The organism is Caballeronia grimmiae (assembly GCF_000698555.1).
Taxonomy (GTDB): domain Bacteria; phylum Pseudomonadota; class Gammaproteobacteria; order Burkholderiales; family Burkholderiaceae; genus Caballeronia; species Caballeronia grimmiae.
Map to the genome: position 1 here is coordinate 25,157 of NZ_JFHE01000031.1, position 24,983 is coordinate 50,139.

Annotated in this window: 21 protein-coding genes; 7 read left to right on the forward strand and 14 right to left on the reverse strand. The window is 59.7% G+C overall.

Annotation, left to right across the window (positions count from 1 at the left end; genetic code table 11):
- Positions 1-22 precede the first annotated feature (22 nt).
- The 4 genes from BG57_RS23520 to BG57_RS23530 all read left to right on the forward strand — a co-directional run bounded on the left by BG57_RS23520 (position 23) and on the right by BG57_RS23530 (position 2,993).
- Positions 23-1,213, forward strand: coding sequence for a FlhC family transcriptional regulator (locus BG57_RS23520; RefSeq protein ID WP_035968648.1), 1,191 nt, complete (start codon positions 23-25; stop codon positions 1,211-1,213).
- A gap of 21 nt (positions 1,214-1,234) precedes the next feature.
- The gene (locus BG57_RS33400; RefSeq protein WP_167351030.1) at positions 1,235-1,405 is read left to right on the forward strand and encodes a hypothetical protein; all 171 of its coding nucleotides are present in this window, start codon (positions 1,235-1,237) and stop codon (positions 1,403-1,405) included.
- A gap of 3 nt (positions 1,406-1,408) precedes the next feature.
- Positions 1,409-1,780, forward strand: a complete 372-nt coding sequence (locus BG57_RS23525; RefSeq protein ID WP_035968650.1) for a hypothetical protein — start codon at positions 1,409-1,411, stop codon at positions 1,778-1,780.
- A gap of 211 nt (positions 1,781-1,991) precedes the next feature.
- Positions 1,992-2,993, forward strand: coding sequence for a CAP domain-containing protein (locus BG57_RS23530; protein ID WP_035968651.1), 1,002 nt, complete (start codon positions 1,992-1,994; stop codon positions 2,991-2,993).
- 780 nt (positions 2,994-3,773) lie between these two features.
- Here BG57_RS23530 and BG57_RS31270 read toward each other — a convergent pair.
- Genes BG57_RS31270 through BG57_RS23600 form a run of 14 tightly spaced genes read right to left on the reverse strand, consistent with a single transcriptional unit; the run spans position 3,774 to position 18,818 of the window.
- Positions 3,774-5,075, reverse strand: a complete 1,302-nt coding sequence (locus tag BG57_RS31270) for a hypothetical protein (RefSeq protein ID WP_052005960.1) — start codon at positions 5,073-5,075, stop codon at positions 3,774-3,776.
- A 15-nt stretch (positions 5,076-5,090) separates the two neighbouring features.
- Positions 5,091-5,720 carry a hypothetical protein gene (locus BG57_RS23540; protein ID WP_052005961.1) on the reverse strand — a complete coding sequence of 210 codons (630 nt, stop codon included), beginning with the start codon at positions 5,718-5,720 and terminating at the stop codon, positions 5,091-5,093.
- Positions 5,721-5,732: 12 nt separating this feature from the next.
- On the reverse strand, positions 5,733-6,851 hold the full coding sequence (locus BG57_RS23545; RefSeq protein ID WP_035968654.1) for a type II secretion system F family protein: 1,119 nt from the start codon (positions 6,849-6,851) through the stop codon (positions 5,733-5,735).
- 12 nt (positions 6,852-6,863) lie between these two features.
- The gene (locus BG57_RS23550; RefSeq protein ID WP_371875879.1) at positions 6,864-9,305 is read right to left on the reverse strand and encodes a GspE/PulE family protein; all 2,442 of its coding nucleotides are present in this window, start codon (positions 9,303-9,305) and stop codon (positions 6,864-6,866) included.
- A 3-nt stretch (positions 9,306-9,308) separates the two neighbouring features.
- Positions 9,309-9,929 (reverse strand): hypothetical protein, encoded by a 621-nt coding sequence (locus tag BG57_RS23555; protein ID WP_075583193.1) that lies wholly within the window; start codon positions 9,927-9,929, stop codon positions 9,309-9,311.
- Positions 9,916-11,196: a hypothetical protein gene (locus tag BG57_RS23560; RefSeq protein ID WP_035968656.1), complete on the reverse strand. Its 1,281-nt coding sequence runs from the start codon at positions 11,194-11,196 to the stop codon at positions 9,916-9,918. The genes BG57_RS23555 and BG57_RS23560 overlap by 14 nt, the downstream gene beginning before the upstream one ends.
- Positions 11,197-11,215: 19 nt before the next feature.
- Entirely contained in the window at positions 11,216-12,844 is a 1,629-nt protein-coding gene (locus BG57_RS23565) for a type II secretory pathway protein (RefSeq protein ID WP_035968658.1), read from the reverse strand.
- Positions 12,845-12,849: 5 nt separating this feature from the next.
- Positions 12,850-13,608, reverse strand: a complete 759-nt coding sequence (locus BG57_RS23570) for a toxin co-regulated pilus biosynthesis Q family protein (RefSeq protein ID WP_420912089.1) — start codon at positions 13,606-13,608, stop codon at positions 12,850-12,852.
- The gene (locus BG57_RS23575; RefSeq protein ID WP_035968660.1) at positions 13,515-13,937 is read right to left on the reverse strand and encodes a lytic transglycosylase domain-containing protein; all 423 of its coding nucleotides are present in this window, start codon (positions 13,935-13,937) and stop codon (positions 13,515-13,517) included. Before BG57_RS23575 ends, BG57_RS23570 begins: the two co-directional genes overlap by 94 nt.
- Positions 13,934-15,196, reverse strand: coding sequence for a TrbG/VirB9 family P-type conjugative transfer protein (locus BG57_RS23580; protein WP_035968661.1), 1,263 nt, complete (start codon positions 15,194-15,196; stop codon positions 13,934-13,936). Before BG57_RS23580 ends, BG57_RS23575 begins: the two co-directional genes overlap by 4 nt.
- The gene (locus tag BG57_RS23585) at positions 15,193-15,993 is read right to left on the reverse strand and encodes a transglycosylase SLT domain-containing protein (RefSeq protein ID WP_035968663.1); all 801 of its coding nucleotides are present in this window, start codon (positions 15,991-15,993) and stop codon (positions 15,193-15,195) included. The genes BG57_RS23580 and BG57_RS23585 overlap by 4 nt, the downstream gene beginning before the upstream one ends.
- Positions 15,986-17,236, reverse strand: a complete 1,251-nt coding sequence (locus BG57_RS23590; protein WP_035968665.1) for a TraB/TrbI/VirB10 family type IV secretion system protein — start codon at positions 17,234-17,236, stop codon at positions 15,986-15,988. Before BG57_RS23590 ends, BG57_RS23585 begins: the two co-directional genes overlap by 8 nt.
- A gap of 2 nt (positions 17,237-17,238) precedes the next feature.
- Positions 17,239-18,111, reverse strand: a complete 873-nt coding sequence (locus BG57_RS23595; RefSeq protein WP_035968666.1) for a TrbG/VirB9 family P-type conjugative transfer protein — start codon at positions 18,109-18,111, stop codon at positions 17,239-17,241.
- 2 nt (positions 18,112-18,113) lie between these two features.
- Positions 18,114-18,818 (reverse strand): VirB8 family type IV secretion system protein, encoded by a 705-nt coding sequence (locus BG57_RS23600; RefSeq protein ID WP_035968667.1) that lies wholly within the window; start codon positions 18,816-18,818, stop codon positions 18,114-18,116.
- A gap of 1,808 nt (positions 18,819-20,626) precedes the next feature.
- Here BG57_RS23600 and BG57_RS23610 point away from each other — a divergent pair.
- The 3 genes from BG57_RS23610 (at position 20,627) to BG57_RS23620 (ending at position 24,974) form a co-directional block, all read left to right on the forward strand.
- Positions 20,627-22,123, forward strand: a complete 1,497-nt coding sequence (locus BG57_RS23610; RefSeq protein WP_160174745.1) for a replication initiation protein — start codon at positions 20,627-20,629, stop codon at positions 22,121-22,123.
- Between the two features lie 1,155 nt (positions 22,124-23,278).
- Positions 23,279-23,974: a ParA family partition ATPase gene (parA, locus tag BG57_RS23615; RefSeq protein WP_025527597.1), complete on the forward strand. Its 696-nt coding sequence runs from the start codon at positions 23,279-23,281 to the stop codon at positions 23,972-23,974.
- Positions 23,975-24,005: 31 nt separating this feature from the next.
- Positions 24,006-24,974 carry a ParB/RepB/Spo0J family partition protein gene (locus tag BG57_RS23620; protein ID WP_229754096.1) on the forward strand — a complete coding sequence of 323 codons (969 nt, stop codon included), beginning with the start codon at positions 24,006-24,008 and terminating at the stop codon, positions 24,972-24,974.
- The last annotated feature ends 9 nt before the right edge of the window (positions 24,975-24,983 follow it).

Consider the following 24,983-nt stretch of genomic DNA (forward strand, 5'->3'; position numbering starts at 1 on the left):
CGCCAGCAACAATATAAATAATATGTCGACCACCACGCTTGATGCCGTTGAGACCAACATTGCCCTTCGTCAGTATCTCGCCGAGAAGATACAACGGACCAACTTTTCGCTGACCGCGGTTATCCATAAGGTACTCGCGCGGTACAGCGGCGCCGAAACATTCTTTGGCGTCTCCTTTGACAACATGGAGACGTTCAAGGCGCACGCCGTGCCGATGGCCAAGCTTATGAACATGCCGTTCTTAGCGCTGTCGCCGGCGCTGCAGGACCCTCGCGATTGGGCGACGTTTGTCGACGGCATCATGTTCTCGACTGCGGTGTCGAAGCTGTCCTCAGCGATGCCTTTCGTCGACGACGTGACGGCGCGCGATATTTTCCACTACAACTGCGCCTATGTTTCGCTGCTGAAAGACGTGCTCCACCAGAGCGTGCTCGCAGCGCCCCTCCTCGGTATCTCCTTTGAGCTAGCCGAGTACCTGATGGGCTTGCCGATCGGACGGCTGGAAGCAGCGATCGGCGGGATTCGCTTCCCGCTGTTTAGATGGCGGTTTGACGACGATCGCTTCTGGAGACAATACGGCGCAGATTCGCTTACCGAAGAGGCCGTCGCTCACTACGTCATGCGTACCTCGAACCTCAAGCCGAGCGGGCTACCTTTCAAGAATCTATGGTCCGACCTGCGGCTCGACCGCGCGAGACGTGAGATCTACGCAAGATTGTTGATGACCCAGGGTTGTCGCGCATCCACCGCCACAAACCTGTTTGGCGTGACCTCGGCGATCACTCGCAATACATATCGAGAGATCCACGGCGTAAGCTCGCCATGCGGCAATAGTGCAAGCTCGTTGACGTGGTACGTCGAACGTCCCGTGCACCGACTCCAAGCAACCATGCTGGTATGGCTTTATCGGTGCGCTCTCAAAAACGGAGCGAGCATTCCGGAAGCGCTGATTGCATCCAACGACGTTCTCGACAAGATGTTCGGTAGTCGGCTCGCCGTTTCGGCTGACCGCGCGAACCATCTCACCCGCTCCATGGCAATCGATTCGAGGTTGAATGTCGCTCCGTGCAGAACTTGCGCGACGGAGTACATCTTGGCCAACGACGAAGGCAAGATCGAATTGGCGAAGGACTTCGTATGTCCCGGTTGCACTGGGGATCTGAAGCCGCGCTTGACCGAGCCAAAGAGCAAAGGTCGAAAGGCCAAAAAATAGTCACATATAAAGGAGTTGTTGATGCCGCATGAATTCAACGTCGAGGCCGGTCTAGTGGTCTTCTCCCGCGACGGCCGCCCTCAGTTCGGCTGGCTCGACTTAGTGACCGGCGAGTACCACGCCGAGTCCGACGGACGCTGCATCACCGATGCAATAGGTGCGATAGAGTTCCAATCAGACGTGATGCACTGACTCATGCAGGACTTCGCTTACCTCTTTCCAGACAGTGTCGCCGCGTGGCTCGAAGGCCGCGGCGACGCGCGATTCCAACGGTACGAGAGGCACTACCGCGCCGATCGGGCGACGGCACAACCAAACGAAGCATTCGACCTTGAGCGAAGCAATGTTCGTTTCGCCCAGCAGTTCGCTTCAGGCCGGCGGCCGTTCGCGGCTGTGTCGAAAAGCAAAGCATTTGGCGCGCTAGCGACTTTTCTCATTCTCCTTTGGGGCGGCACCGCACTCCTTTCTTCAGTCGGCGCGACGCAGCCCGTCGCGGTCGCTGCCGTGCTCGGCGTCGTCTTTGTCGCCTTGCGGCTGAAGCATTTCCGCGCCCGCGCCAAACACTAGTAGCAAACGGTTGCGCCCGAACAACGGTGCGGAATTTCGACCCGTTACTGGGTATTACAATGCCTGCGCCGCCATTGGCCAACGGCAATTCCCCAACGAGGAAAGCGGTTTCGCGGCGGCTTCCGAGTCGCCTTGACTTTGAACACCGCTCGATAAGATGAAAGTAAGCAGATCGCCGGGGCGACTGCAACAACTAGATCGGAAACAACAAATGACGATTCAGAAAAACTTAAAACTCTCAATGGCCGCGATCGGTGCATCGCTTCTGGTCGCTGCTTGCGGCGGCGGTGGTGGTGGTGGTGGCGGCAGCAGCGGTGCGTCGCCTGCGGCCCCGGCAAGCGGTGCCAGCACGCCCGCGACGACGAATCCGGCGAATTTGACGACGCCTCAGTACCCGGCTGACAGCTTCCATCTGGCCGCGTTCAATCTGCTCAACCAGCACCGGCAGCAATGCGGCTTCCCCGCCCTCCAGCAAAACACGGCGCTCGATCAGGCGACGGCGGCACATGCGCAGTATCTTGCATCGAACAATGTGATTTCGGATACGGAAGTGGCTGGCAACCCCGGCTTCACGGGCGCGACTTTCGTTGATCGCGCGGCCCATTTCGGATATACGGCGAAAAACGGTTCCATCGGGGTTTCCGGTGGCTATTATACGAATGCCGCGCTGACGGAAACGCAATATGGACAGGAAGCCATCTATGAGTTTGAGTCGGGCGTGTATCACATCAGCATTGCCGCCTCGCCTACGAACACGGTCGGTATCGGTAAGGTCGCAACGACATACAACGGCTTCCCGCAAGAACAATTTTCGTTGTTCTTAGCGAACTATCAGCAAGTCACGAACAACGCTCCATTGACGTTCCCGTGCCAAGGAACGACCGGCGTTGCCTACACGTCCGCAGGAGAAATCCCGACCCCTCCCGGAGTGTCCGGCAATTTCGGTACGCCGGTCGCCGTCGCGGGGAACCCGACTGACACTATTGTTATGCAAACGGGCACGATGACGGATTCCTCCGGGCACGTGATCGCCTTGCAGGTACTCGATTCGGCTAAAGACCCGAACAAACTTTTGGCCGCGTGGCAGGGCGTCGCGTATCCGACCACGCCGTTGTCCCCGAACTCGCAATACACGGTCTCGCTGACGGGTACGATCAATGGTGTTGCGTTCTCGCGCACCTTCAGTTTCATGACCGGAAACGTCGTCGGCTAACAAGCCAGGTCACGAACAGTAGGAGCCAAGCCGCCAGTCGATCTGGCGGCTTTTTTTCGTTGGTACCGGACGTGACTAAAACGCCCCGAAGCGTAACTTCAAGGCGTTTCGGTCTGCGGCTTCAACCGCCGCCTGGATCCGTGTAGGGGATGTTGGGAGTGACGTAGTACGGTTGATTGGCTTGAGGGACCCAATCACCCGTCGCGTTGACGAAGGCGCACATCACCACCCAGTTTGTCCCCGATTGACCGCCTACCTCCCAATATGGGCCGGGTGAGTTGTCGTGGTAGTACTGCGTTGCCGGTCCTGCGTAGGAGTTGAACTTAAGTTTCCTCGTCAGCGGCCCCATCTTTATGCCAGCGGGGGGGCTGGCGCTGGCGTGTGCAGCACAAATCGCCTCAGGGTCTGACGGCGTCTGTGTCTGCGCCCTCGGTGTGCATTGCTGTCCAACCCACGCCGAGCCGTTCCATGATGGAGCCGCCGCTTGGTCGTACCCACTCGGGCAGCTCGGAGCCGGCGGTACATTACAGGAGTAGTTCCAAGCCGTTCCTGTCCACACCGGTCCACTAGCAAATCCATACGCGCACGTGGGCTGCGGCGTCACGCACTGGTAACGCACGCCAATTTTTTGCCATGAGTATCCCGGGTCGCATCCGGGCGCGCGTGGAACGCCAATGGGGTTCTGCACCCACTCCGCGTTGGTGGGCGTCGGGGCCAACAACGTACCGCCGAGCGTTGCCATCAATGTCAGCGAGATCGCCGTCTTGAACTTTTTCATTCTTATTGGTTCGAGTAGTTGCAACCCACGTCGACTTGCACCTGCAGGCTAAGTTGATCCTGCACAAGGGTATTTGCGCCATCAGCTAGAACGTCGTAAATCTGCACGACCCATTGCGACCCGTTCCAGCCCATCGCATATCTAGCACCAGCGATCGGAGGATTGTGGTTCGAATAGTCGGTTGTTAAAGACTGCGGAGTGATTCGGTACCAGGCAGAGCCGCCCGGACCGCAGGCGGGAGGGTTAACTCCCCATCCGTTGTACCAACCGCTGTACTGCGAATCCGCCGACTGATTAGTCACCAGCGAACTGACGCCTACCCAATTTCCCCACTTGTTGCACACATACATCAGGTTGTTGCGGATCGTGACGCCGTTCCACCCGCAGTTACCGGCTGCGGCGTTGATGTTCGCCACGTTCGTGTTTACTACGTTCGCATTCACCGTTCCGCTGGAATTCACGTCGCCGACGTTGATCGGCGCACCACCGGTACCTTGATAGTTCTGCACGTACAGCGCGCCCTTCGTCCGCACTGCCGCGTTAGTGTCATCACCGTAGTACATCGCACCGTTGGCTATTTGCAGGCTGTTGCCGGCCTGCAGCTTCATAACCTTGTTCGCGCCGAGCGTCACGTTGCCGACGTTTTGCATGTCCTGATTGTTCGCGTTCATCGTGCCCGTCAGCGGCAACGCGCCATCGCGACGGTAATACGGCGAATTGCCGTCAGCACCGAACCCGTTAATCGCCAGCACCATCCCCGGCTTGCTCCCGATCGGGTTGGGCAGCGACCATTGGCCATGCATGCCGGTAATGGTTGCGGGCGATGCGTTGGTCGAATAGCCGAACTGCGAACCGCCAGCCGCCGCAAGGATTCCCGCGCCGGCGATATCAGCCGTCTTGTCCTTCATGCTGATGAGCGGCAAACTCGGGTAGATCTGCGAAGCGATATGGCAATTACCCGCCGCTGTTGAACAGTTGTCAGGCACGATGGACAGCGCAATCTGGTAAGTGCCGCCCCAGAACGGCCCGTTCTTGAACGCGACTTTGTTGTTGGCCTGCGCGCTCAGTTGAGCGAGTGTCGGTGCAGCGATCGCAGTCGACGTTGTCTGCGAAAACCCCGCGGGGATAAGCGACGCGTAGTTGTTAGTGATGTAGCTGCCAAGCGCCGAATTGATCGACGCAATGTTCTGCCCTTCGATCTGGAGCAAGTTCTGGCGCTTGGCCGAAATGTCTTCCTTGATTCCCTGTACCGTCAGCAAGGCTGCGCCGACGAGGACGATCAACATCTCAAGAATGCTTCCCATGTCGGCGGCCTGCGCTTAGGTACGGGTGGTCCAGAGCGCCATCGAAGCCATTGAGCCATTCGAAGCGCAGGCGGTCGCGACCGTCGACGGGTTAAACGTCGTGGTCGGCGAGAAGATCGTCGTGCCGTTCACCGTCACCTGCGTGTACACGGTGACGAGCGCGGCCGCGCTCAGCGAGCAAACCGTCGAGGTAACCGGGTACGTCAGGACCAACGAATCGTTGGAGGTCACGAGCGTGCCGACGGCAGCCGTCACCGTGCCATTGAACATCCCCTTGACCGACGACTTATCCGATGCGACGCGCGAGCCCGCCGAATCAAACGCGTGGTTCTGAGCCAGCACCGTCAGCGTCTCGGCCGAGAAGTCGGCGTCGTTCTGCGTCGCGTTCAGGATCCCGGTGTGGAACATCTGCGCTTCGCTCTTGAACTGCGACGAATGAATCAGATCGAGCACGTACTTGCCGCCCGCATAGACAGCCAGCGCGAGCAACGCCGCACCAGCCATCACTGCCCCTGCTTCAATCATCGACAGCTCGCCCGACTGCTTGGTCGCGCGCGCCATCTTGAGCATGCGTGCGCGGCGCGCCTTGATCGAGTCCATCTCAATTGCGTCGATCGCGACTGCTTGTTTATTCTCGTTGGTCATTTTGCTTTTTCCTTAGTTGCTAGATGCGGCGGGATTTCCCGATGTGAGATTGACGGCACCCGTCACCACGTACGAACCGATGCCGAGGGTCAGAAACAGTGCAGCGGCGAAGCCGAGAAGCATGAAGTGCGTCATGCGCGCGTTGCGCTTGACTGCCTCAACGACGCGATCGAGTGACTCCCGTCCAAGGCTTTTGATCGCTGCTTCAAACTGATCGCGGCCCGCCGCGTCGGTGATCGTGTCGACGATCGTCACCGAGAAGATGCCGGTGTCGAGCGCGCGCATCGGCTCGTCCGAGCGAGCCGCAAGGCGTCGATCCATGATCTTCAGATGCCAGCGCAGCCACGGATCGGCGGTCTTCAGCAGCCGCTCGAGCGCTGCGCGCAGTGTCAGATTTGAATCGAACAGACCGGCCAGCGAGACGATCAACAGTGCAGCTCGCAGGTCGCGGCGATTGCGCCAAAGAAGCGGCATGCGGTCGAACTTGTCCCGCAGAGGCCCAGACCAACGCTTCAGGCTCGAGAAGTAAGCGAGCACGAGGCCGATGATCGCCGTGAGCGTGAGCCACCAGTACTCGTAGCAGAACGTGTCGACGTGATAGAGAAACCGGCCAAGATCCGGCCATTGGTCGAGCGGCCGGACATCGAGCACCTGCGGGAAGATGACGCCGCCAAAAAGCATGCAGTACGCGTACATGTAGACCAGCAGCAACGCTGGGTAGGCCATCTGCACCGAAGTCGTCGACGACAGCACGCGCTTAGCCTTCGCCGCCATTTCCGCCAGTTCGAAGCCACGCACGACCGAGTCTTCGCGTGAAGATTCATCGGCAATGTCCAGCAGCGCGTACTCGTCGCCGGGGATGAATGGCTTGATAGCGAGCGAAAAGCTCTCACCGCGCTGCATCGTTTCCCGGATGCTGGCGAACACGCGCCACTCGATCTTGCCGCGTGTGCGGCTGCGCTTTTCGTACGTTTCAAGCCGGTCGAACAGCGTCTCGGTGTTGCGCAGGCCCTTTGCGGCGATATCGAGGCGCGTCTCGCGGTAGAAGTCCTCTCGGACGTTCTGAAACCGCAGGCGCGCGACGACCAACTGCTGCCGCTTGGGCAACATCTTTGCGAACGTGGTGAACATGGAGGACCAGGGTTAGACCATCAGACCATCGACGCCGGGCATCACGCGGTACTGCGCGAACGACTGCATCGAGCGATTGATGAATTGTGGATCAATCAAACCGCGCGAAGCCTTGAAAAGAGCATGTTCATATAGCGTCTTTCCATTCATATCCGCATTTTCGAACCCGGTACGCCGCGCACCCCGCCAAACTTTGCGGGCACCGGCCCAGTCGCGCTCGGCTACGCGCTCCAGAAACTCGGGCGTCGGACGATAGAGTTCGGCGGCCAACGTGGGGCGCGTGGTGCCACCCGCGGCCTTGCCATTACGCGTGAACAGCCCTTTCAGCCGGCAGTGCTCGCAGCCGTCGTAGTTGCGGCATGCCATGCGCGAGGTGTCGAGGCCAAACTTCGTGCGCAGCAATTCGAGGTCCGCTTTGGGCATCACATCTTCGGCCGGGAGCTTGCAGTGCTCGCAAAGCGTCGGAATCAGCTTCTGGTTGCCGACTGCGTTGATGAATCCCTCCGAAGCCAGCTCGTCGATCGGCAGTTGCAGCCGCCCTCCCGCCATACGCATCACGGCCGCGATGATGTCGCCGGCGTGCAGCGAGAAGCGCACCGGGTGACCGGTCAACGCCAGTTCGGCAACCAGCCCCATTACGACGCGGTCACGGACTTCACCGATGGTCAAATCGTCCGGGTCCTGACGCATCAGCGTTCTAATCACCTCCGCGTACTTGCGGTTCGCCTCATCATCAGTTTCGTCCGGACGGCGGATAATCGAATAGTCCGAGAGCCAAGGCATCGGATACTCGGACGGTTCATTCACCGCAAACTGCTTCTTCAGCTCCCGATCCGGAAGCATGTATGACAGCGCGCGCAGCGTCGTCGTCTTGCCTGAGCCGGTCTCGCCAGTGAGTGCCGTAATGCCGCCGCTCACATAGTTCAGCGTCTCGATCAGCTCTAGCTGGCTCTTTTCGAACCCCATGTCCTTCGGCAGCAGCACCGAATAGTTCTTGAAGTTGCCGTCGAGCAAACGCAGCGTCACGTCATACCCGCCCACCAGCGGCGACGACTGCCAGCGCAAGTTGACCGTGTCCGTCTTGACGACGAGCGGGATCATTGCCGACTGCGGCGCGCTTGGCTGGAAGCTATTGCCCGAGTTCGTATTGCGTTGGACAAGATCGCTGTACGCGGCGAACAACGCGCGACGTACGATCGCCTTGGGCATGCGGCTGAACGTGTACATGTCGCCGTTCACGCGGAACCGGATTTCGACCTCGTTATGGAATTCGCGTGGTTCGAAATGAATGTCGCTCGCGCCGTATGCATGTGCGGCTTCAACGATATCGCGGAAGTTGCCGATCGCGCGGCTGGCTTCGCGGACTGTGGAGTTTGCGGAAGCCGCGGCCTTACCCGAGTAGATCGCGGCGATCACTGCCTCCGTCGCAATCATCTGCTCGCGCACAAGGATGTCGTTGTTGCCGAGATCCTTGATGAACGTCGCGTATTGGGCCTTCTCCGCGAACCGTACGGTGGCCACCGTGATCGCCACGCCCGGTTGCAATTCGACGGCGACAAACTCCTTTCGCGCAGCCGCCGGAATGCGCAGCGCGGCGTCGTCGTCAGCGACGGTGAGAACGCGCTTGAAGTCAGGGAGCGAATCCGGCGACACGAGTTCCGGCCGACCGGATGCTAGCCCACCACCCTCGGCATGCTCATCCTCGTCCGCAGGGTGTTCCTGCGCAGCCATCGTCGGCGTGGCCGCGGCCTTGCGTTCGCCGCGACTTGCTGGTCGTTGTGACGCAGGTTCCGCTTGCTCACCGACCCGCTCAGCACCAGCGTCGCTCCTGGCGACACTTGCGTCCTTGATCGATTCAAGTGGCGCAGCGGCCGACCGTGGCTGCGGCTGCGGCTGCTGGTGCTGCTGTTCGGTGTGCAGATTGCCCGGGGCTTCAAATCGCCGTTGCGCATCAGACGGCGCCGCTTGCGCCGTCACGGATTCGTCGTTCAGCGGCTGACCGCCATCCCTAGCCGCCATCGCAGCGGACATGCTCGCGTAGCTCGGGCGCTCGAAGCTCGGCGGAACGAACGGGCGATAGGCCGGCTCGTCGTCGGCCGCGTCCCCTTCAGGCTCCGACTGCGTCGACACATGCTGCACCGGCGCGCGCCAGTCATCGTCAAGCTCAGTGCTCTCGACGTCTTCAACATCGCCGCCCGATAGTGCGCGGCCAAGGAACGTGACTTGCGGATTCACCGCACGCGGCCTCACGGGCGCCCCTTGACCCGTCGGTTCTGAGGGCGCTCTGCCCGCCGCTTTCTTCTTCTTCGCCGCAACCGTCTCCGGAACGGGAAATTTCGGCTCCGCACTACTGCCCGGCTCTATGAAGCTCGAGCGCGGCGCACGAAAACGCTTCAGGAAGCCACCGCGGGGAGCATCTGGCGCGCCCTGCTCTTCTTGTGCAAACAGACCCATTGCTTATTTCCCAAACGGTACGAAGGTGGAAGCCGTCGATGAGACGCCGCCCGGAGGAAGCGGAGAGGAAAGATCTGTGATCGCCCTGACGGCCGGCGAATCTTGGCGCGGGATGGCGGGCACGTCGGCAGGCGCGACGATCGTCTCGGTCCACTTGTGCTTGCCGTCGGCCAGATTGACCGTGAAGCCGTCGATGGACGCGACCGTCCAGCCGTTCAGCAGTCGACTGCCTTGGCGCGCCGTGTAGGTCGTGCCTTGATAGTCATACAGCACGTATGACCCCGACATGTCGGAGTAGGCCCCAACGAAGGTCGCAGGAAAGACGCGCCGGGGCGGCGCACTGGGCATACGTTCTACTTTGGGCGCTGCCGGTGGCGCGGCGGTCACCGGCGCGGGCGTTGCCCCAAGCGGCGAAGCGAGGCCAACGCCGTTGCTAGGTGCCGCCGATCCGCCTTGGCCACCTTGACCACCCTGCGGACCGCGCATGGAGTCGACAAGCTTTGCTCGCGCGAGCTTGTCAATGTCGTCAAGCGTGAGATGACTTTCCTGCGAGATTGCCGCGCCCGCCACGAACATCAGCGCACCGAAGCAGGCGGCTCGTACTGGCCACTTAGTTGAGAACATAGTATTTACCCTTCGCAGTGAAATGCACCCCGGTACCGTCCTCTTTCAACTCGACGTCGAGGGTGTCCAGTGCCATGTTGTCTGGCAGGCGCGCGAGGAGCGCGCTTTGCCATTTGTATCCGTCGATCTGCCACGTGCCGCGCTGCACGAGCGGCCCCTGCACTTCGCCAGCCATCGGCTGTCGCGGAAGAAGGCGCTCGGCGGGCTTGATATCGACGACGTAGCCGTGGCTATCGAGCGTGTCCGGCTTGGTAGAGAGCTTTTGTGGGTCGGTTTGCAAGGCCTTAATGAGCGCCTGCTGAGTCGGCCACGTCTTTTGTTCCGCGAGCGCTACGCGTTCCGCTACGGTGACTTCCGGCCCGCGCGCGGTCAGATGCCAACCGTCGGGATTGAAGACGACCGGACGCAGCGACTCCGGCACGCGTGCGTCAAACTCCTTGAACGTGCCGCCCTGTCGCTTGTAGGTCGCGATGCAGGGACCCGCGATCGAGCAGGACGCTTTCTGAAACTGCCATCCCGCAACGTTCGTTTCCTGTGCGCCGAAACTAGCCAGTAGCTTCGGGGCAAGCTGGCTCGCGAGCGGAGCGGGCGCGGCAAGCGTTCGCATTACGGCCGACTGGTACTCCTGCATGAACGTCGGTGGTGGGGCCGGCGGCGGAGGCGGCGGGTTCAGTACGTCAATCAATTGCTTGCCGCCGAAGAACACCGCCGCAAGGATGACCAGCAACGGCACGGTCGTCGGCACGGCGACCGGGATCTTCTTGATGAGGCCGACCTTGCGTGCGACGATCAGCTCCCGTAGATCGAACACCTCATCGACCGCATGGAGCTGCGCACCGTGACCGAGCGTCGCGAGTTCGAGCCCCGCCTTCGCACAGGTGTCCTCGATCGCTTCGCGCTTGTCGGCGAGCGCGTTAAGCGCGACTGCCTCGTCAAGCGCAACGGCGCCGCGTTGCACCAGCACCAGATGCACGAGTTCATCGTTCTGAATGAGCACAAGCACGGCGGGCCGGCGCCAGACGCGCTCCAGCGAAGCGATGCGCGCGGCGGCGGAATAGAGCTTCCCCCCCTTGCGCTGCACTGGCTCGATCTCGCAGAAGCCGACAATGGTCTCGCCCTTCGACTTGAACTCGGCGTAGTGCGTCGCGCCGGTCTCCTCGACGTAATGGCGGCGCTCGGCGCGGGCACCCTTGGCGGAGTAGGCGCGCCAGTCCAGTCCGAAGACGAGCTTCGCGCCCTTTTCTCCCGGTATGGATTCGAAGTGCATAGGCATGCTTACCCCGCGCTCACATCGACGGGACGACGGTTGCCGTCAGCATGATCACCTGGAACGTACGACCCTTATTCCACGCGCCCGAGAGACCACCGATGCCGTTGTTGCTGCTGCCGTCATAGCGATTGCCGACCGCGCCGTACAGCACAACCGTCTGCCCGTCTGACAGCGCAATGGTCTGGTCGTCCTTGTTGCCGATGATGTCGGGCAACTGGATCTGCTGCAGCGTGTCGCCCGAACCGGTGCTGATGGTCGTGAACGGACCATTCAGCTTCGAGCTATCGCTCCAGTAAGAAAGGATGATCTGGTTATGGTCGTTGACCGACGGCAGGATGTTCACGAAGTCACCGACCGTCACAGATCCGGGTTGCAGACCCGGCACGCCGGCAGTACCACCCGAAATCGAACCGAGGCTAGGCGTCGTTGCGGCGAGGTAGCCCTTCGTCTCGAAGGAGCCGATTGAAACCGGCAAGCCATTGAGCGTCATCTTCGTCTGGGTGTTGTCCTGAACCGTTTTGCCGAAGGCGTTCAGGCCGCTGATGACTGCGTTGGTGCCTTCCATGGGCGAACCCGGCTTCAAGACGGACAAGCCCACGGTGCCGCCAATCGCGGTTGCCAACGATGTGGGCGAAGCAACCGTGATGGCATAGCGCTTCAGCCCGTCCGAAATGCGATTGAACACGATGTCTGCGCTGACACCCGCTTGCGACGAGTTGCTCAGATCGACTTGAAGAGTACGTACCCGCAGCGCGATCTGACGCGTTGAGATGGCGTTCTCGCGCGCGAGCAATGCGCCCATGCGATCGACGGCTTCCTTGGTGTCGTGAACCATCACCAGGCGGCTGTGTGGATTGACCACGACTTCACCGAGCGGCGACTTCAGCTTCTCCAACTCCGACTGGATGATCGCAATTTGGTCAAATGTGCCGTCGCGCCCTGTGGACGTGATTGAGGAAAACGAACCAGTATTGCCCGACGTGCCGCCCGTGGTGCCGCCGGACGCCTGGTTGCCGGTCGAGGTATCCGTACCCTTCGACATCGTGGACTTGATGGACACCTTGCCCGGGATCGCCGCGATCGTGAACGTCTTGGTGACGAACCGGCTGATCGAAATTGTGCTGCCATCGAACGTCCAGTCGAGGCCGAGGTTTTCCGTTACGCCACGCAGATACGCGCCGACCTTGCAGTTACACGCCTGCGCATAACCCGGCTCGACATTGGACTTCGCCATCGCTTGCTGCGGCATCGGGGCACCCTGCCCGCCCGCACCGTTCGTTCTGGGAATCAAGGCGTCGCGCGGAATGAAGACGTCCGGGCTCAGATGCACCGGATAACCGGTAGCGGTGGAAACCAGCGTGGCGATTCTGGACAGCGGCAGGTTGCCCGGAAAGACAACCGACTTTTCGCGGAAGACCGCGGGGAGCGTGGCTTCATAGGCGACCGGCACCAATCGGTCGCCGAGGAACGCGGTCGGCACTTCTTCAACAAGCGACATCGACTCCGGGCCATTGCCCATCGCGCGCGTAGCTTCCGCGTTGGTCGCGTCATAGGCACGATTCACATCGGATTGCGACACGGCGCAGCCAGTCAGCGATGCAGCCACGAGAATGGCAACGGCAGATTTGATTTTCGTGAGGCGCATGGCGGTTACTCTTGGCAGTTGGCTGCGCGTGCGACGACGCGGATTACGTTATTGGTGTGCTTGCAGACGCGCGTGGGCGTGCGCATGTGATTGGTCGCTTGCATCACTTGCGTGAGCACCGACTTGAAGTCGCCCGAGAACGTCGCGTTGAATTCCAGCGGCAGGTCGTCATCGATCTTCCAGGCGAGTTGCCAGCCCTGCTGCTGCAGCCAGCGATCGAGTGCGTTGCGCATGTTGATGTCCTGCGGCGTGATCGAGAAGGACAGGACTCCACCGGGCACCGTTGCGACACCTTGCGACGGCACAACGACCGGGGCGACGTCCATCGAGCCGACAGGCGACGGCGCGGCCGCACCCGGCAGCGCGCAAGGCGCAGCGCCACCGATCGCTGCCTTGAGCGCCGCAGGAGAGGCAGGAGCAGCGGGAGCAACAGGTGCCGAAACAGAAACGTGCGCAGCAGGTGCCACCATCGCCAACTGAGCGACAGGCGCCTTCGCGGCAGGCGCGGACAGCAGTTGCCAGCCGTCACCGGGCGGCGGCGCAAGGCGAGACCGGTCTGGGTCCGCAGCTGCAAGAGCCGAGACGGTCGTGAGAGCCAGACACGCGAACAAGTGGGCCACCATGCGCGCGGTGCGATGCGTTTGAAGAGAGAAGATAGGCGTCATGCTGGTCAGTTCGCGCGTTGCAAGCGGCGGTAAATGTTGTTGGCGTAGATGAGTTGTTTGTTCGACGAGACTGCGTTGTAGGCACCGACCGCTTTCCATGTCGGACCAAATTGCTTGATGTTCGAAGCCAGGATCCACGTCCCCACGTAGGCGTTCACGCAGGCGTCGAACAGGTGTTGACGGGTGATGCCGAAGCGGCCCAATTTCGGAAGCCATGAGGAGTTGATTTGCATCAACCCAATGTCCTCGCTTCCATCGGTATTGCGACTGGTCACATACGGACGCATCCCCGACTCTTGCTGGGCGATGGCGCGTACTACCTGCACGCTGACGCGGTGATAGCGGGCGGCATCGTCAAGACAATCGGCACGCGCATGCAAGGAAACGGCTGCTAGGAGCAGCGTCGATAATTGAAGCGTTCGGTTCATGACGCTGGCCGATCAAAGAACCGCACATCGTGTTTGCGCAGGACATTGACGACGTTCCCGTCGGCATTGACGATGAACTGGTCGGCCGTGCCGTCGAATTTGTAGTAGCGGCCCTTCTGTTCGCCCGAGCCCATGTGCGCCACGTCAGCGACCGTCACCTTGCCGACGGTGTCCGCGAACTTGAAGAACGTCGAGCCGTTCTCATCGAACACGCTTTGCAGAGCGGCCTTGTTGGCGGTGTCGAACTCATAGACGGTTCCGGCGACACGGGCCAGTTCAACCTTGTCGGTGCCGTTAGAGATCGTGAAACGCTCAGCGCGGTTGAATGTCACGACCCCGGTCGCGTCATCCCACTTCGGACGCAGCGACTTGCCGTCTTGGCCGGTTACCTTGAGCTCCGCAGCGGGCTTCGCCGAAAACTTAATTTGAATATGGCTATCGTCACCGTCGCGGATCGCCACGGCGCCTAGCTTGGCGGCCAGGACGGACCCCGATGCAGCGGCCGCGTCGGCGTCGGCTTTCTTTGCGATATCTGCGATCGGGTCCGCACCGGGAGTCACGCTCGACGACGCGGCAACAGGACTTCCCGCGACCTGCGACACCGGCGCAACGTAGTTGACGGCCACCGACTGCGGAGCCGAGCGGCGAAGTGTTACATGGTGAGAGTTGAAATCGACGTCGGCGTACAGGTCGGACGCGGCCACCAGGCGGTCGAGCGATTGCATCCAGTTCTCGCCATCGCGCGTGCCGAAGCTCGTCGAGGCCGTCAGGTCAATGTCCTTCTGTGCCGATCCCGTCCAACCCTGCGGCACCAGCGCTTTGACCAGTTGCGCGAGTGGCAGCGTGGCGTTCAAAGGCCGCGTACTTTCGAGGCTGCTGCGCGGCCCGATGAGCGCGAGGCGGCCCGAGAAGCCAGAAAAACCGGAGGGCGTGTCGCTGCGCGCCTTATCGCCGATCAAGCGGTTCGCCTTTTTCCAATACGCGGTGGCGCTCGAGCCGCCCGCCGAGTAACGGATGACCTCGGGCGTGCCCGGCACGACGATGTACGGTCCCTGACTGTGGCCACCGTCCACGCGCAGCGATTGACCGGCACGCGGTTGGAAGTAGGTGTCGTTGCCATCGTTGAAGACGAGTGCCGGTCGCTCAAGCACATTTCCCGCGATCTCATAGTCAAAGTCGAGCGGGTCGGTGCCAGCGGCCGCTGCATTGAGCGTGACTGCGGCAAGCGCGATGGTGAGAAGAGAGAGCGTGTGCTTCATAGACCGCGTTCGATTTGATAGAGGTGCTTCACGAAGCGCGCGAGGTATTCGCGGCCCGGGGCAGGATTGGCGCTGTGGTAGTACGCGACGGCCTTTACGGCGGAGTGCGTGAGGCGGTAGTTCTCGTTGAGGATGTCTTCGGCGACGCGGATGTTGGTCGCCGGCGCAAGGGCATCCCAGGCACTCGCGAAACGCTTGCCGTGGTATCCCCAGTTCACTTGCATGATGCCGACGTCGAAGTTCGACCGGCCGTTGCTGGTCAAATAGCGGACCGCGCGATACGCGTCTTCGCGGGTGCGAAAGAAGAACCCGCGACCCGCAACATTCAACGTCCACGGCCATGCACGACCGTTGTATGCGGACTCATTAAGTGCGATACCAGCGAGAATCTTCGGATCGACCGACGTATGCATCGCGTCGAACGGCGCCTGAGCGGATGCGCACGACCAGCCGCCCCGCCGCTCCGTGATGCTCGCTTGAGCGTCGTCGGTAAGGGTCGCGGGGCGCAGCCAGCCCGCCTTCACGAACAGGCTTTCGACGCTGACAGGTGATCCGTCGATGCTCAGCGCAACACCGCTAGCCGTAGACTCAACCGATTGGCCTTCAAATCGGTTAGCCCACGCCAGAAACGGCTTCAGCCCACACGCATACACCGGCTCGCCGGGCAACTCGACGATCGCGCGCTTCACGCCGTCATCGATCACGATGCGCGTGGGGCTGATGATTGAATCGATGGTCGCCGCATTTGCGCCGAACGCGATCATCGAAAGGCAGGCAGCCGCCAACGCCTTAGTCATGGTACGGCTCCATGACGATGTCCTGCGTGACCTGCACCAGGAACTTCTGGCCCGGCTCAACGGTGATGGTCGGCGGGATATTCTGGTTGCGCTGCATGACGGTCTGGGCCGTCGCCGCCGCGACCTGCCCCGCCGTGTCACCATAAGTGGTGACGCCGTTCGGCGTCGCGGTCGTCGCCGTCTGGGAGCTGCTGTCGAACGCCTTGAGCAAAATCGCCGTAATGAAGCCCGCGCCGAAGATTTTCAGGAAGTGGTTGTTCACGTCGCCCGAGAATCCGGCGTAGCCGTTCTGGTCCGCACCCTGCATGCCGTTGAGCGGCACGCTCTTGCCGTTGGGCAGACGGAGACTCGTCGAAGCGACCAGCAGGCGCTCCTGGCCGACTTTGACGTCCGCGCTGTACATGCCATTGATGAACGCGCCCTTCGGAATCATCAAGCAGTCGCCGCGCAGGCTGTCATACACATCCTCGTCCACCATCAACGCCACGCGGCCCGGCTTGTCCGAGTTCAGCCCCTCCACCGTCTTGACGTGGATGACGTGCGGCGGCGTCAACGTGCAACCCGTCGACCGCCCGTTGAAAGTTGTCCGTTCGATGCCGCCGCGCGAGCCCGCATCGCGCAGGAAGGCGCGGTCGCGGTCTTCCGGTGCTTGTCCCTGCTTCGCCAAGGCGATCGCCATCGCATCGGGGGTGTTGGCTCCCGCAGCATTACGGGCAGCCCGTACCTCATCCAACGAAGGGACGCCAGCGGGCAGTACGCCCGTCGCCGAGTTCGCCGAACGCGACGCGCCTGCCTGTTTGAAAATGGAAGACGTATAGATTGCGTCTTGCGCCGCTTGGCGGGAAAGCTCGCGCGTGTCCGTGCCCGAGCCTGCGACTTCTTCCTTGAAGTCCGCACCGGTCAGCATCGGTTTGATGGCGGGCTTCGGCGCCGCTGCTTCAGACGCTGCGCGAGCGGCAGCCTCCGACGCCGCTGCTTCGCGCTGCTGACGGATCATCTGGTCGATGTCGTTGTTGTTCGCGGCCGCAGGCGCTTCCGTACTCGACTTCAGTGCGCTCGCCCTCTTAATGCGCGCCTCTTCGTCGGCTTTGTTCGTCGCCTGTAACTGATAGTAGAAGCCAAGGCCTCCGATGACGACAGCCGCCAGAATGCCGATGCTCATGATCGCATTGCGCGGCGTCTTGCCTTTGACGAGTGCTTCTTGCTCCGCGCTGGGCGTAGCCGAGTCCGGTTTCTTCGCCACGATCAAAACACCCCGAAAAGGCGGCGGCGGCCGCGCGTCACCGTGACCTCGTCCTTGCCGGAACGCAGGACGATCTCGTCGGCCAGACGCTGCAGGACGAGGAAGTCTCCGCGGCGGATGAAGTTCGCGACGACGCGATCGCCGTGGTCGAGAATGAACGGAACCGGCCACTCTTGTGCCTTCGCCGGCATGCGCATCCAGACTGCATGGCCGTCGTCGAAGACGGTCTCCGGCGTGAACTCAGCGCGGCCATCGACGCTGTAGTCCCAGTTAAGCTTGTCCGGCGCCACACTGATGCTTCCCGAATCGGCACCGCCGCGAGCACCATTCGTCGTCGCGTCGTCGCGTGCGCTGACGCGGGCCATCGGCGCGCGCGGGTATTGGAAGCGCACGGTCTGATAGAACATCCCGCCCGCCGGCGAAGCGATAAGCGTGAAGTCGTACTCGCGCAGATTCGTCGTCAGATGCAGCGTGTTGACGAGATCGGCCTTGTGCGGCTTGATGAACACGTGGTTCATCTTGTCGTCGTCGATCTCCCACTGGACGCTGTCGCCCATCGCCGGGTCAGCAATCAGCTTCTCGCCCTTTTCCAGTTCGATCGTCGTCAGCTTGATCGGTGCGGTCAGCACGCGGTAGATCTGGTCGCGGCTGTACGGGAAGACGCCGATGCGCGCATCGCCCCGCATCGTCAAAGGATCAGCGCCGCCGTTGAACGGATTGATCGGGCTCATCGGGTCGCCTGCGACCATCGCGGCATTAAAAGCCGAGTCGCTTGCAGCTTTCTTCGCTACAGCGGGTTGAGCAAGGAACGCTGCGCACGCAGCGAGAACGCACATGCCGATGACCGGCCGTTTATGGATAATGGTTGCGGTCATGCTTATGCGGTCCGCTCTAGGCGGAAAAACGGAATGAAGATGCCGAAGGGGTTCGTCGTCAGCGCCTGCTCAGCAGTGGGCGCAACGATCTGATAGCGCAGCGTGAGCGCGTATGACTTCACGTCGGGCTTACCCGTGGCGCCGGCCTGCGACGTCGTAGTCGTGAACTCGACAAGTACCGTCGAGTCTTCGAGCAAGGCGATGTTGCGGACGTCGACTTCGCGGATCAGCTTCGGGTTGGCAGTTATCTGCTGGAACGGGGTGTCGGCCTTTAACCAGTCGCGGAACTGACCGGCTGCCGCGCCGATCATCTGCGCCTTCACCGCGTTGATGTTTGCGGTCATGCGCGAAGTCTCGAGGCGGTCCGACAACACCGGCTCGATCGTGAACCAACGAACCGCCATATCTTTGACGGTCGTCCGCACAGCTTGCGAGTCTGGCTTGTAGGCAACGAGCTCGGTCACGATCGGGTGCCCGCCCGTATCGGCAGACACGCCAACGACACGAGTGACCGAGGGCGGCGGTTGCCGCGTCCATACCGCGCCGATGGCAATCACGGCAAGGCCGAACGAGATCAGCATCCAGCGATTAGCTTCGAGCTTTAGCTTGGTGCTTGTCTCGAAGATCACTTGGCTCGGATCTTCCTCCGCGTACATGCCTGGGGCCGTAGACAGCGCGGCCCGACGCTTGTTTTTGAAAAGACGCATGGCAACCCTTTATGAATGGTCACCATTGGAACAGCACGAGCGTCCTCTGTTTTTTCGAAAGGAGGTCAATTTCGCGCGCCATTTCCATGGTCTAGCGCACACTTGACCTCAAGAGCGTGAGGGACCAGCACGCAAATCGCCCTTGACGCGACGTTTCATAATACGAGAAGTTTGCCGACTAAGGGGGGTGTGAATATTCGGCAAGTTTTGTAACAAGCCTTTTTCCTTTTAATTTCAAGGCGCTAACGAAAAGTCCAAACCCAGTGGGACGCTCTCCGGAGAGCGTCTCTCATCGTCCACTGACTCGCTTGAGCCTCTGTCTAAGCGAACAGAGAACCTCACGCGCCAACGCGTGCGTCGACGGTGGCTGAGTCAAAACACTATCGCGCTTGCTAGCGTCCCTGGCTGCGCCCTGTGGGACGCTGGGCATGCGTTATTCGAGGATTGCGGAAACCACCGCGCGTGCCTGATTGAACGGGCTCGAACTTCGATGTCCGGCGGCGTCGGTGCGCAGTACACCGTGCTCCTCGATCGTCCATATGTCACCATTAGCCCCCAGCAAAGGCCTGCCCTGCAAATGCTCGCACCCGTTCCGTTTGCTCTTTCTCTTTTGCGCGCTCATCCCTCTTCTGGGCCGGCGAAGGCGACATCAGTACCTATCTGCGCAGTAAGGCATCGAGCAGTCACTTCCGTGACTGGTTGCTAACTCGCCTTGGAGTTGTTGTTGATCGGGGTGCGTCTGGCGGTTACGTGCCGGTGAGACCTCGAGAGTACCCATCGCATGTGGACCCGATCGCGCGGATGAACGCAACTTCGACCCATTGCGGGCGACCAAGCCGTAACACCTGTTCAGGGATAAAGGCTCGCGCGGTTCCAACGCCGACGCATACAGGCGTTGTCGTCAATCGATGCGGAGATCACACTCCGAACCAACGCCTAGCGTTGCTGAGGACTACACCTATAGGCGTAGTCTTTCACCGACATACGTAGCCCTGAACCACCACAAAGGTAGTCTTGCGACTCCCGACAAAAGTAGTCCTGAACCGCAAAGACTACAGTTCTCGGGGTTATCACCACTAAAAATGTAGTCCTGCGAGCATAAATCTGATTAAGGATCAACGGGTTAGCTGACGTTAACAGATGAGATTAGATTGATACTTAGAGATCAGATCGACCCGGGAAAGATCGGCACCGACCCATTGAAGGCACTGGTCAAGGCTTCGAACCCTGCTGACGCTCGACGAAACCGACTTAGCCAATGCTTCCAGGACTACATGTCTCGGGGTGCTACCACCGCCTGTCCGCAAAATTCCCCCGAAAGACTACATTTATTGGGCCGTTTCCTCGGGAGGCCCCTATGGATGTAGTCTTTACGCGTGGTTAGCGCCCCTGCGCACCCATACGGGCTGTTCCGCCAATTTAAAAGCGCGATTCCGGAAGGGTAGTCCGACAATGCGCCAGATAAACGTAGTCTTCACGAATGGTCCGGTACGGCGTTGAGTGCCAAAGAGGACCACGTTCCGTCTTTCGCCACAGTAAAGGGGTCATCGATGCCTCGCTCGGGCGAGGAACCGAGGGTTCCCCCGCTCACTCACGGTTCTTTCTGCCTTGGCCGTCTCGCGTTGTGGTACCGCAACATCCTAAAGACTACGTTTATGGGCGCATGCCCGGTCGTTGCGACCGTTGACAGCCGCACAACTTCGCCTTCAGGACTACATTTATTGGTGACCGGAGCGAGAAGACTACATACCTTTTTTGACATGGGGCTTGGAGCCGGTCATAGTAGCGCCTACATCGTCGGAGGGAGTATGGGCGTCAGGAACAGAAAAATTGAAAATCAACTCTTGGTCCCGGTCGCTGTAGCGAGCGTAGCCCCTTCCAACCCTGCTACAACCGCGTCAATCGCCGAGCTCGGCAGCGATGCCGTCGAGGTCCTCACTGAAGAAGATGAGGCTGCGCTTCTTGAGAGGCTATCTTCTATAGACATGGCGCGGCTTTATTTGAGCAACGAATCAGAGGGCAAGAGGAACTACCAGCAGAGTCTCGATCTTTTCAGGGAAGGGGTCCCGGTTACCCAAGTAAAAGAAGAACTCCTTCTGAAAAAAGTCAGCCAGCGAGTACGGTTTATAAACCCGCTAAAGCTTCTGCAGAGCAAGTTGCATAACGCTCTCATTTTCGTCGCGCGTCCGACAATGTCGACGCAGCAAGTCTTCTCGGTCTCGCTTGATTATCTATCGTGGTTAGTGGACCACAACGTGAACGACTACGCCTACTTGAAAGCGTCACTGTCAGAGATGCAGCAAGCGCTAATGCAGATTCCGGATGGTAATCGATGGTTCTCAACGCAGATGATCCAGGATGTTCTCATCGAAGGGACGACCCTACACTACAAGATTCCGGCGTTCCTATGCAGGCTGTACGCCGCGCCGGATCGGTACCATCACGTCTCGATGAGGATGAACGCGCGATTCAAAAGCAAATACACCCTCAACCTATATGAGTTGTTGCGAGAAAACCTCTGGCGAGGAGAGACGGGTTACATGACTCTCGACGAATTCAGAGAGCGAATGGGCGTTGGCCCAGAGGAATATACGGAGTTCAAACGTCTGAGTATGAGAGTGATACAACCGGCACTAGTGGAGCTTGAGTCGCTGGGCGACATTTTCGCCTCGGTGCGATATGGCCGGGAGAAGCGATTCGTCACTTCACTTAACTTCGTCATAGTTCAAAATCCCAACAGCAAACTATTGTCTGAGAGTGCCTACCTTGACCCGGGCCGGTACAAAGAACTTCGGGAAGAATTCGGTCTCAATCAGAAGCAGATTAAAGAAATTGCAGAAGCTTTCCCTATAGAACGAATCGAAGCAATATCTGATGTCTTGTTGTATCGCTACGTTCTCAACAGACAGAAAAACCCCGTTAAAAATTGGTTCTCCTTGTTTAGAAGTGCCCTACGAGACGAAGAGGACCGTTATCTACTAACGAATTCGGAGAAGGCCGAACTATCACTGTTCCGAGAAAAGCGGCAGCAGGCGGCGCTGTTAGAAGATAATCAACGCCGTGAGCGGGAGCTGGAGCGGCGTCGGACCGCGGCTCGGAAGCACCAAAGCAATCGGATGGATGAGTATTGGGCACAACTTCCGGAGAGCAGCCGCCAGGAACTGTGGGACGGCTTCCTGAGCTCTCCGGAAGGAAAGCATTTTCGACAAGCTCGAAAACTGTCGCCCGGCAGCAGGCCTGACGTCACCCACCCGCTTGCAAGGGCGAGCTTTGCCGATTATCTTAATCGGTTAGAAGTAATTTGAATGTTTTCGCTAATTCTATAATTTTTAAAATGTTCCAAACCCGGTATCCACGTTTGTTTGCTCGTGACATGCCAGCGCGTCAAGCTCCACACTACATCTCCTCCTCGGCGACGGCTCCGCTTCTCAGCCAAGATTCGTGCGCGACTTCCCGAAAGGTTTCGTGGGGCGCACCTGTGTAGCGACGCGAGCGCGGTCGCTTCGTCTTCGTCTGTAAGCCCCGCGCCCCCTACCTCGTGTTTGCAACTGTCTCGAAGCTTACTATGCATGCGGCAATGACGGCAATGTGGGCACTAGAGACTCCGGCGCGAGCAGTCGCCGTGGGGGCCCGCGTGTGCCTAGCACGTCGTAGGCACGCGAACCGTCGGTCCAGAGAGTCTGCGTGCCTACCACGTGGTAGTGCGGCACACTAACCGTCGTCCAGAGAGTCCGCGTGGCTACCACGTGGTAGTGCGGCACACGAACCGTCGTCCAGAGAGTCTGCGTGGCTACCACGTGGTAGTGCGGCACACGAACCGTCGCTTACGCAGTGTGCGTCGCTTACACGTGGTAGTGCGGCTCACGAACCGTCGCTTACGCAGTGTCGGTCGCTACCACGTGGTAGTACGGGACAAGGACCGTCGCAGTGGGCGCTCGCTTACCTCGGGAAGTGTGAACGCGAACCCCGGCGATTGGGCGACTGCGTGGCAACCACGTGGTAGTGCGTAACGTGAGCCGTAGCCTTGGGCGACTGCTGCCAAGTGTTAGTGGGTCGAAAGAAAGCTAGCTCAGGGCAACTGCGGTTCTACCACGTGGTAGTGCGGGACGAGCACTGCAAGGCAGTGTGACGGCGCGGACACCGTGTCGGAACGAATTCATAAGATGAAATTCTGGATTGATCGCGTGTCGACGGGCGACATTGGCGCACACGGCTTGGCGGACGGTAAGGCGACTAAACGCCCACCGCGCTTGCCGCCGGCGCAGTAATGGATAGCGAGCAACTTAGCGACGGCAAGGGCATGTTGCCAATGCTTCGGTTCGATCAAGCAATACCCACGTGGCAGTGCCAATTCCGCACTAATCCACAACGACGGGTTCGTACCTAAAGTAATTTCTAGATTCTGACCGCGCCTCCTTGTAGAATCGCAAGAAAAATTTCTTGAACATATTCCGGAGCCGATGATGGGACTCGTAATCGCAGTCGCGAATCAGAAGGGCGGGGTAGGAAAAACGACGACAACGATGAACCTGGCGGGAGCCTTCTCCGCCTCGGGCTATCGGGTATTCGTTGCCGACGCGGATGGACAGCAGTCGTGCATGAGTTGGGCTGCGACTGCAGATCCTGAAAAGCCGCTCCCTTTCCGCGTGGGGGCGGTCCGCAAGCTTGAAAAGAACATCGGAAACGAGATCGGGCGATTGGCGGACGACTACGACGTCGTTCTTGTCGACTGTCCCCCGAACATTGACGACTTAACAACCGGTCGCGTCCTAGCAGTTGCCGATGCAACCATAGTTCCAACCAATGCGTCGCCTCTCGACCTTTGGAGTAGCGAAGGCATGATGGCACTGATTGAGCGGACACGGCTCCATAACAAAGCCGGTAAATTTGCAATTTTGGTCAGTAAAACGAATTCGAAAACTGTTTTACATAAGCAAATGAGCGAGGTGTTACGGGAAAGCAATGTGTTGCTCCTACGAACAGCGGTACGGCAGCGAGAGGTCTATCCGCAGGCGGCGGCACTAGGACGAACGGTTTTTGATGTCCGCGGGATTCGCGGCGTGAAGCCGGCCAAAGAGGAAATCAACGCTCTCTTCGACGAACTCGTGGAGTTGTTGAACAGCGAGGAAGAGGCTGCAGAGGTGTCGCATGGCTAAGTTAAACCTAACTAGCCGGGTTAGAGCCGGCATGGCTTTGGAACGTCAATCTGCGGAGGCGCGCCTGCAAAAGAATGCAGTCGCCGAGATTGCGCTGAGGGACGCAGCAACGGTTGTCGGTGTGCCGCCGTTTCACGGCGATGACGTGGCGACGAGAGTCCCGAGGCAAAAAATCAAGATTGCAGATACGGTTTCGAACCCCTACAACCCTCGAACTTTTTATAGCGCTGAGACGATTGATGGCTTGGCTCGCAGCCTAGAAGTGGACGGACAACTTGAGCCTATTAAGGTAACTCGGCTTTCGGAGTATCCCGGAAAATGGGTGATCATCGACGGCGAACGGCGGGTACGCGCAGCAAAATCACGCGGCGCAGAGTACATCGACGCGGAGTTGCACGAAGAGCGCCTGGAAAATAAGGCACTTTATCTTCGAGCATACAAGGCGAACAAAGAGCGCGACGCGCAAACGGTTTTCGACGACGCAATTGCGTGGAGCCGCCTTCTCGAACAAGGCATTTACCGAGATTACTCAGAGCTTGCCGCGGCCGTGAATGAAGCGCCGACACACGTGAACAAGGTGATACTCCTTAACAGCCTACCTCCCTCGTTCTTAAGCCGGATGGCTCAGTCTTCCGATACTGTCGGTCTTGCCCATGCGTACAACCTCAAACTCATTCTCGAGCGAGGAGGGCAGGTAGTAGCCGAACATTGGCTTCAAGAGATTCTGGAAGGCCGAGCGAGCGTGAGACGGCTTGAACAAGCTGCTTCCGCAGAAGCACCGACGCGCCGGGCAGGTTCGAGGCGTGTTCATTACCAATCGCGAGTTCAGTTCAAGCGGCGTGATGGTGGTCCTCTTGGCGAATTGAAGTTGTTCGCCGACGGAAGGACTGAACTCAGTCTCCAAGGCGTCGATGGCGAATCTCAACAGATGCTAGCTGAGCGCATGAAACAGCTTATCGAAAGTTGGACCCGCGAACTTGACGGCGAGGCCTCGGTGTAATGGTTGAGA

Coding starts and splice junctions, on each gene's coding strand:
- BG57_RS23520 (WP_035968648.1), top strand. CDS start 23: ATGTCGACCACCACGCTTGATGCCGTTGAGACCAACATTGCCCTTCGT.
- BG57_RS33400 (WP_167351030.1), top strand. CDS start 1,235: ATGCCGCATGAATTCAACGTCGAGGCCGGTCTAGTGGTCTTCTCCCGC.
- BG57_RS23525 (WP_035968650.1), top strand. CDS start 1,409: ATGCAGGACTTCGCTTACCTCTTTCCAGACAGTGTCGCCGCGTGGCTC.
- BG57_RS23530 (WP_035968651.1), top strand. CDS start 1,992: ATGACGATTCAGAAAAACTTAAAACTCTCAATGGCCGCGATCGGTGCA.
- BG57_RS31270 (WP_052005960.1), bottom strand. CDS start 5,075: ATGGGAAGCATTCTTGAGATGTTGATCGTCCTCGTCGGCGCAGCCTTG.
- BG57_RS23540 (WP_052005961.1), bottom strand. CDS start 5,720: ATGACCAACGAGAATAAACAAGCAGTCGCGATCGACGCAATTGAGATG.
- BG57_RS23545 (WP_035968654.1), bottom strand. CDS start 6,851: ATGTTCACCACGTTCGCAAAGATGTTGCCCAAGCGGCAGCAGTTGGTC.
- BG57_RS23550 (WP_371875879.1), bottom strand. CDS start 9,305: ATGGGTCTGTTTGCACAAGAAGAGCAGGGCGCGCCAGATGCTCCCCGC.
- BG57_RS23555 (WP_075583193.1), bottom strand. CDS start 9,929: ATGTTCTCAACTAAGTGGCCAGTACGAGCCGCCTGCTTCGGTGCGCTG.
- BG57_RS23560 (WP_035968656.1), bottom strand. CDS start 11,196: ATGCACTTCGAATCCATACCGGGAGAAAAGGGCGCGAAGCTCGTCTTC.
- BG57_RS23565 (WP_035968658.1), bottom strand. CDS start 12,844: ATGCGCCTCACGAAAATCAAATCTGCCGTTGCCATTCTCGTGGCTGCA.
- BG57_RS23570 (WP_420912089.1), bottom strand. CDS start 13,608: ATGGAAAGCGGTCGGTGCCTACAACGCAGTCTCGTCGAACAAACAACT.
- BG57_RS23575 (WP_035968660.1), bottom strand. CDS start 13,937: ATGAACCGAACGCTTCAATTATCGACGCTGCTCCTAGCAGCCGTTTCC.
- BG57_RS23580 (WP_035968661.1), bottom strand. CDS start 15,196: ATGAAGCACACGCTCTCTCTTCTCACCATCGCGCTTGCCGCAGTCACG.
- BG57_RS23585 (WP_035968663.1), bottom strand. CDS start 15,993: ATGACTAAGGCGTTGGCGGCTGCCTGCCTTTCGATGATCGCGTTCGGC.
- BG57_RS23595 (WP_035968666.1), bottom strand. CDS start 18,111: ATGACCGCAACCATTATCCATAAACGGCCGGTCATCGGCATGTGCGTT.
- BG57_RS23600 (WP_035968667.1), bottom strand. CDS start 18,818: ATGCGTCTTTTCAAAAACAAGCGTCGGGCCGCGCTGTCTACGGCCCCA.
- BG57_RS23610 (WP_160174745.1), top strand. CDS start 20,627: ATGGGCGTCAGGAACAGAAAAATTGAAAATCAACTCTTGGTCCCGGTC.
- parA (WP_025527597.1), top strand. CDS start 23,279: ATGATGGGACTCGTAATCGCAGTCGCGAATCAGAAGGGCGGGGTAGGA.
- BG57_RS23620 (WP_229754096.1), top strand. CDS start 24,006: ATGGCTTTGGAACGTCAATCTGCGGAGGCGCGCCTGCAAAAGAATGCA.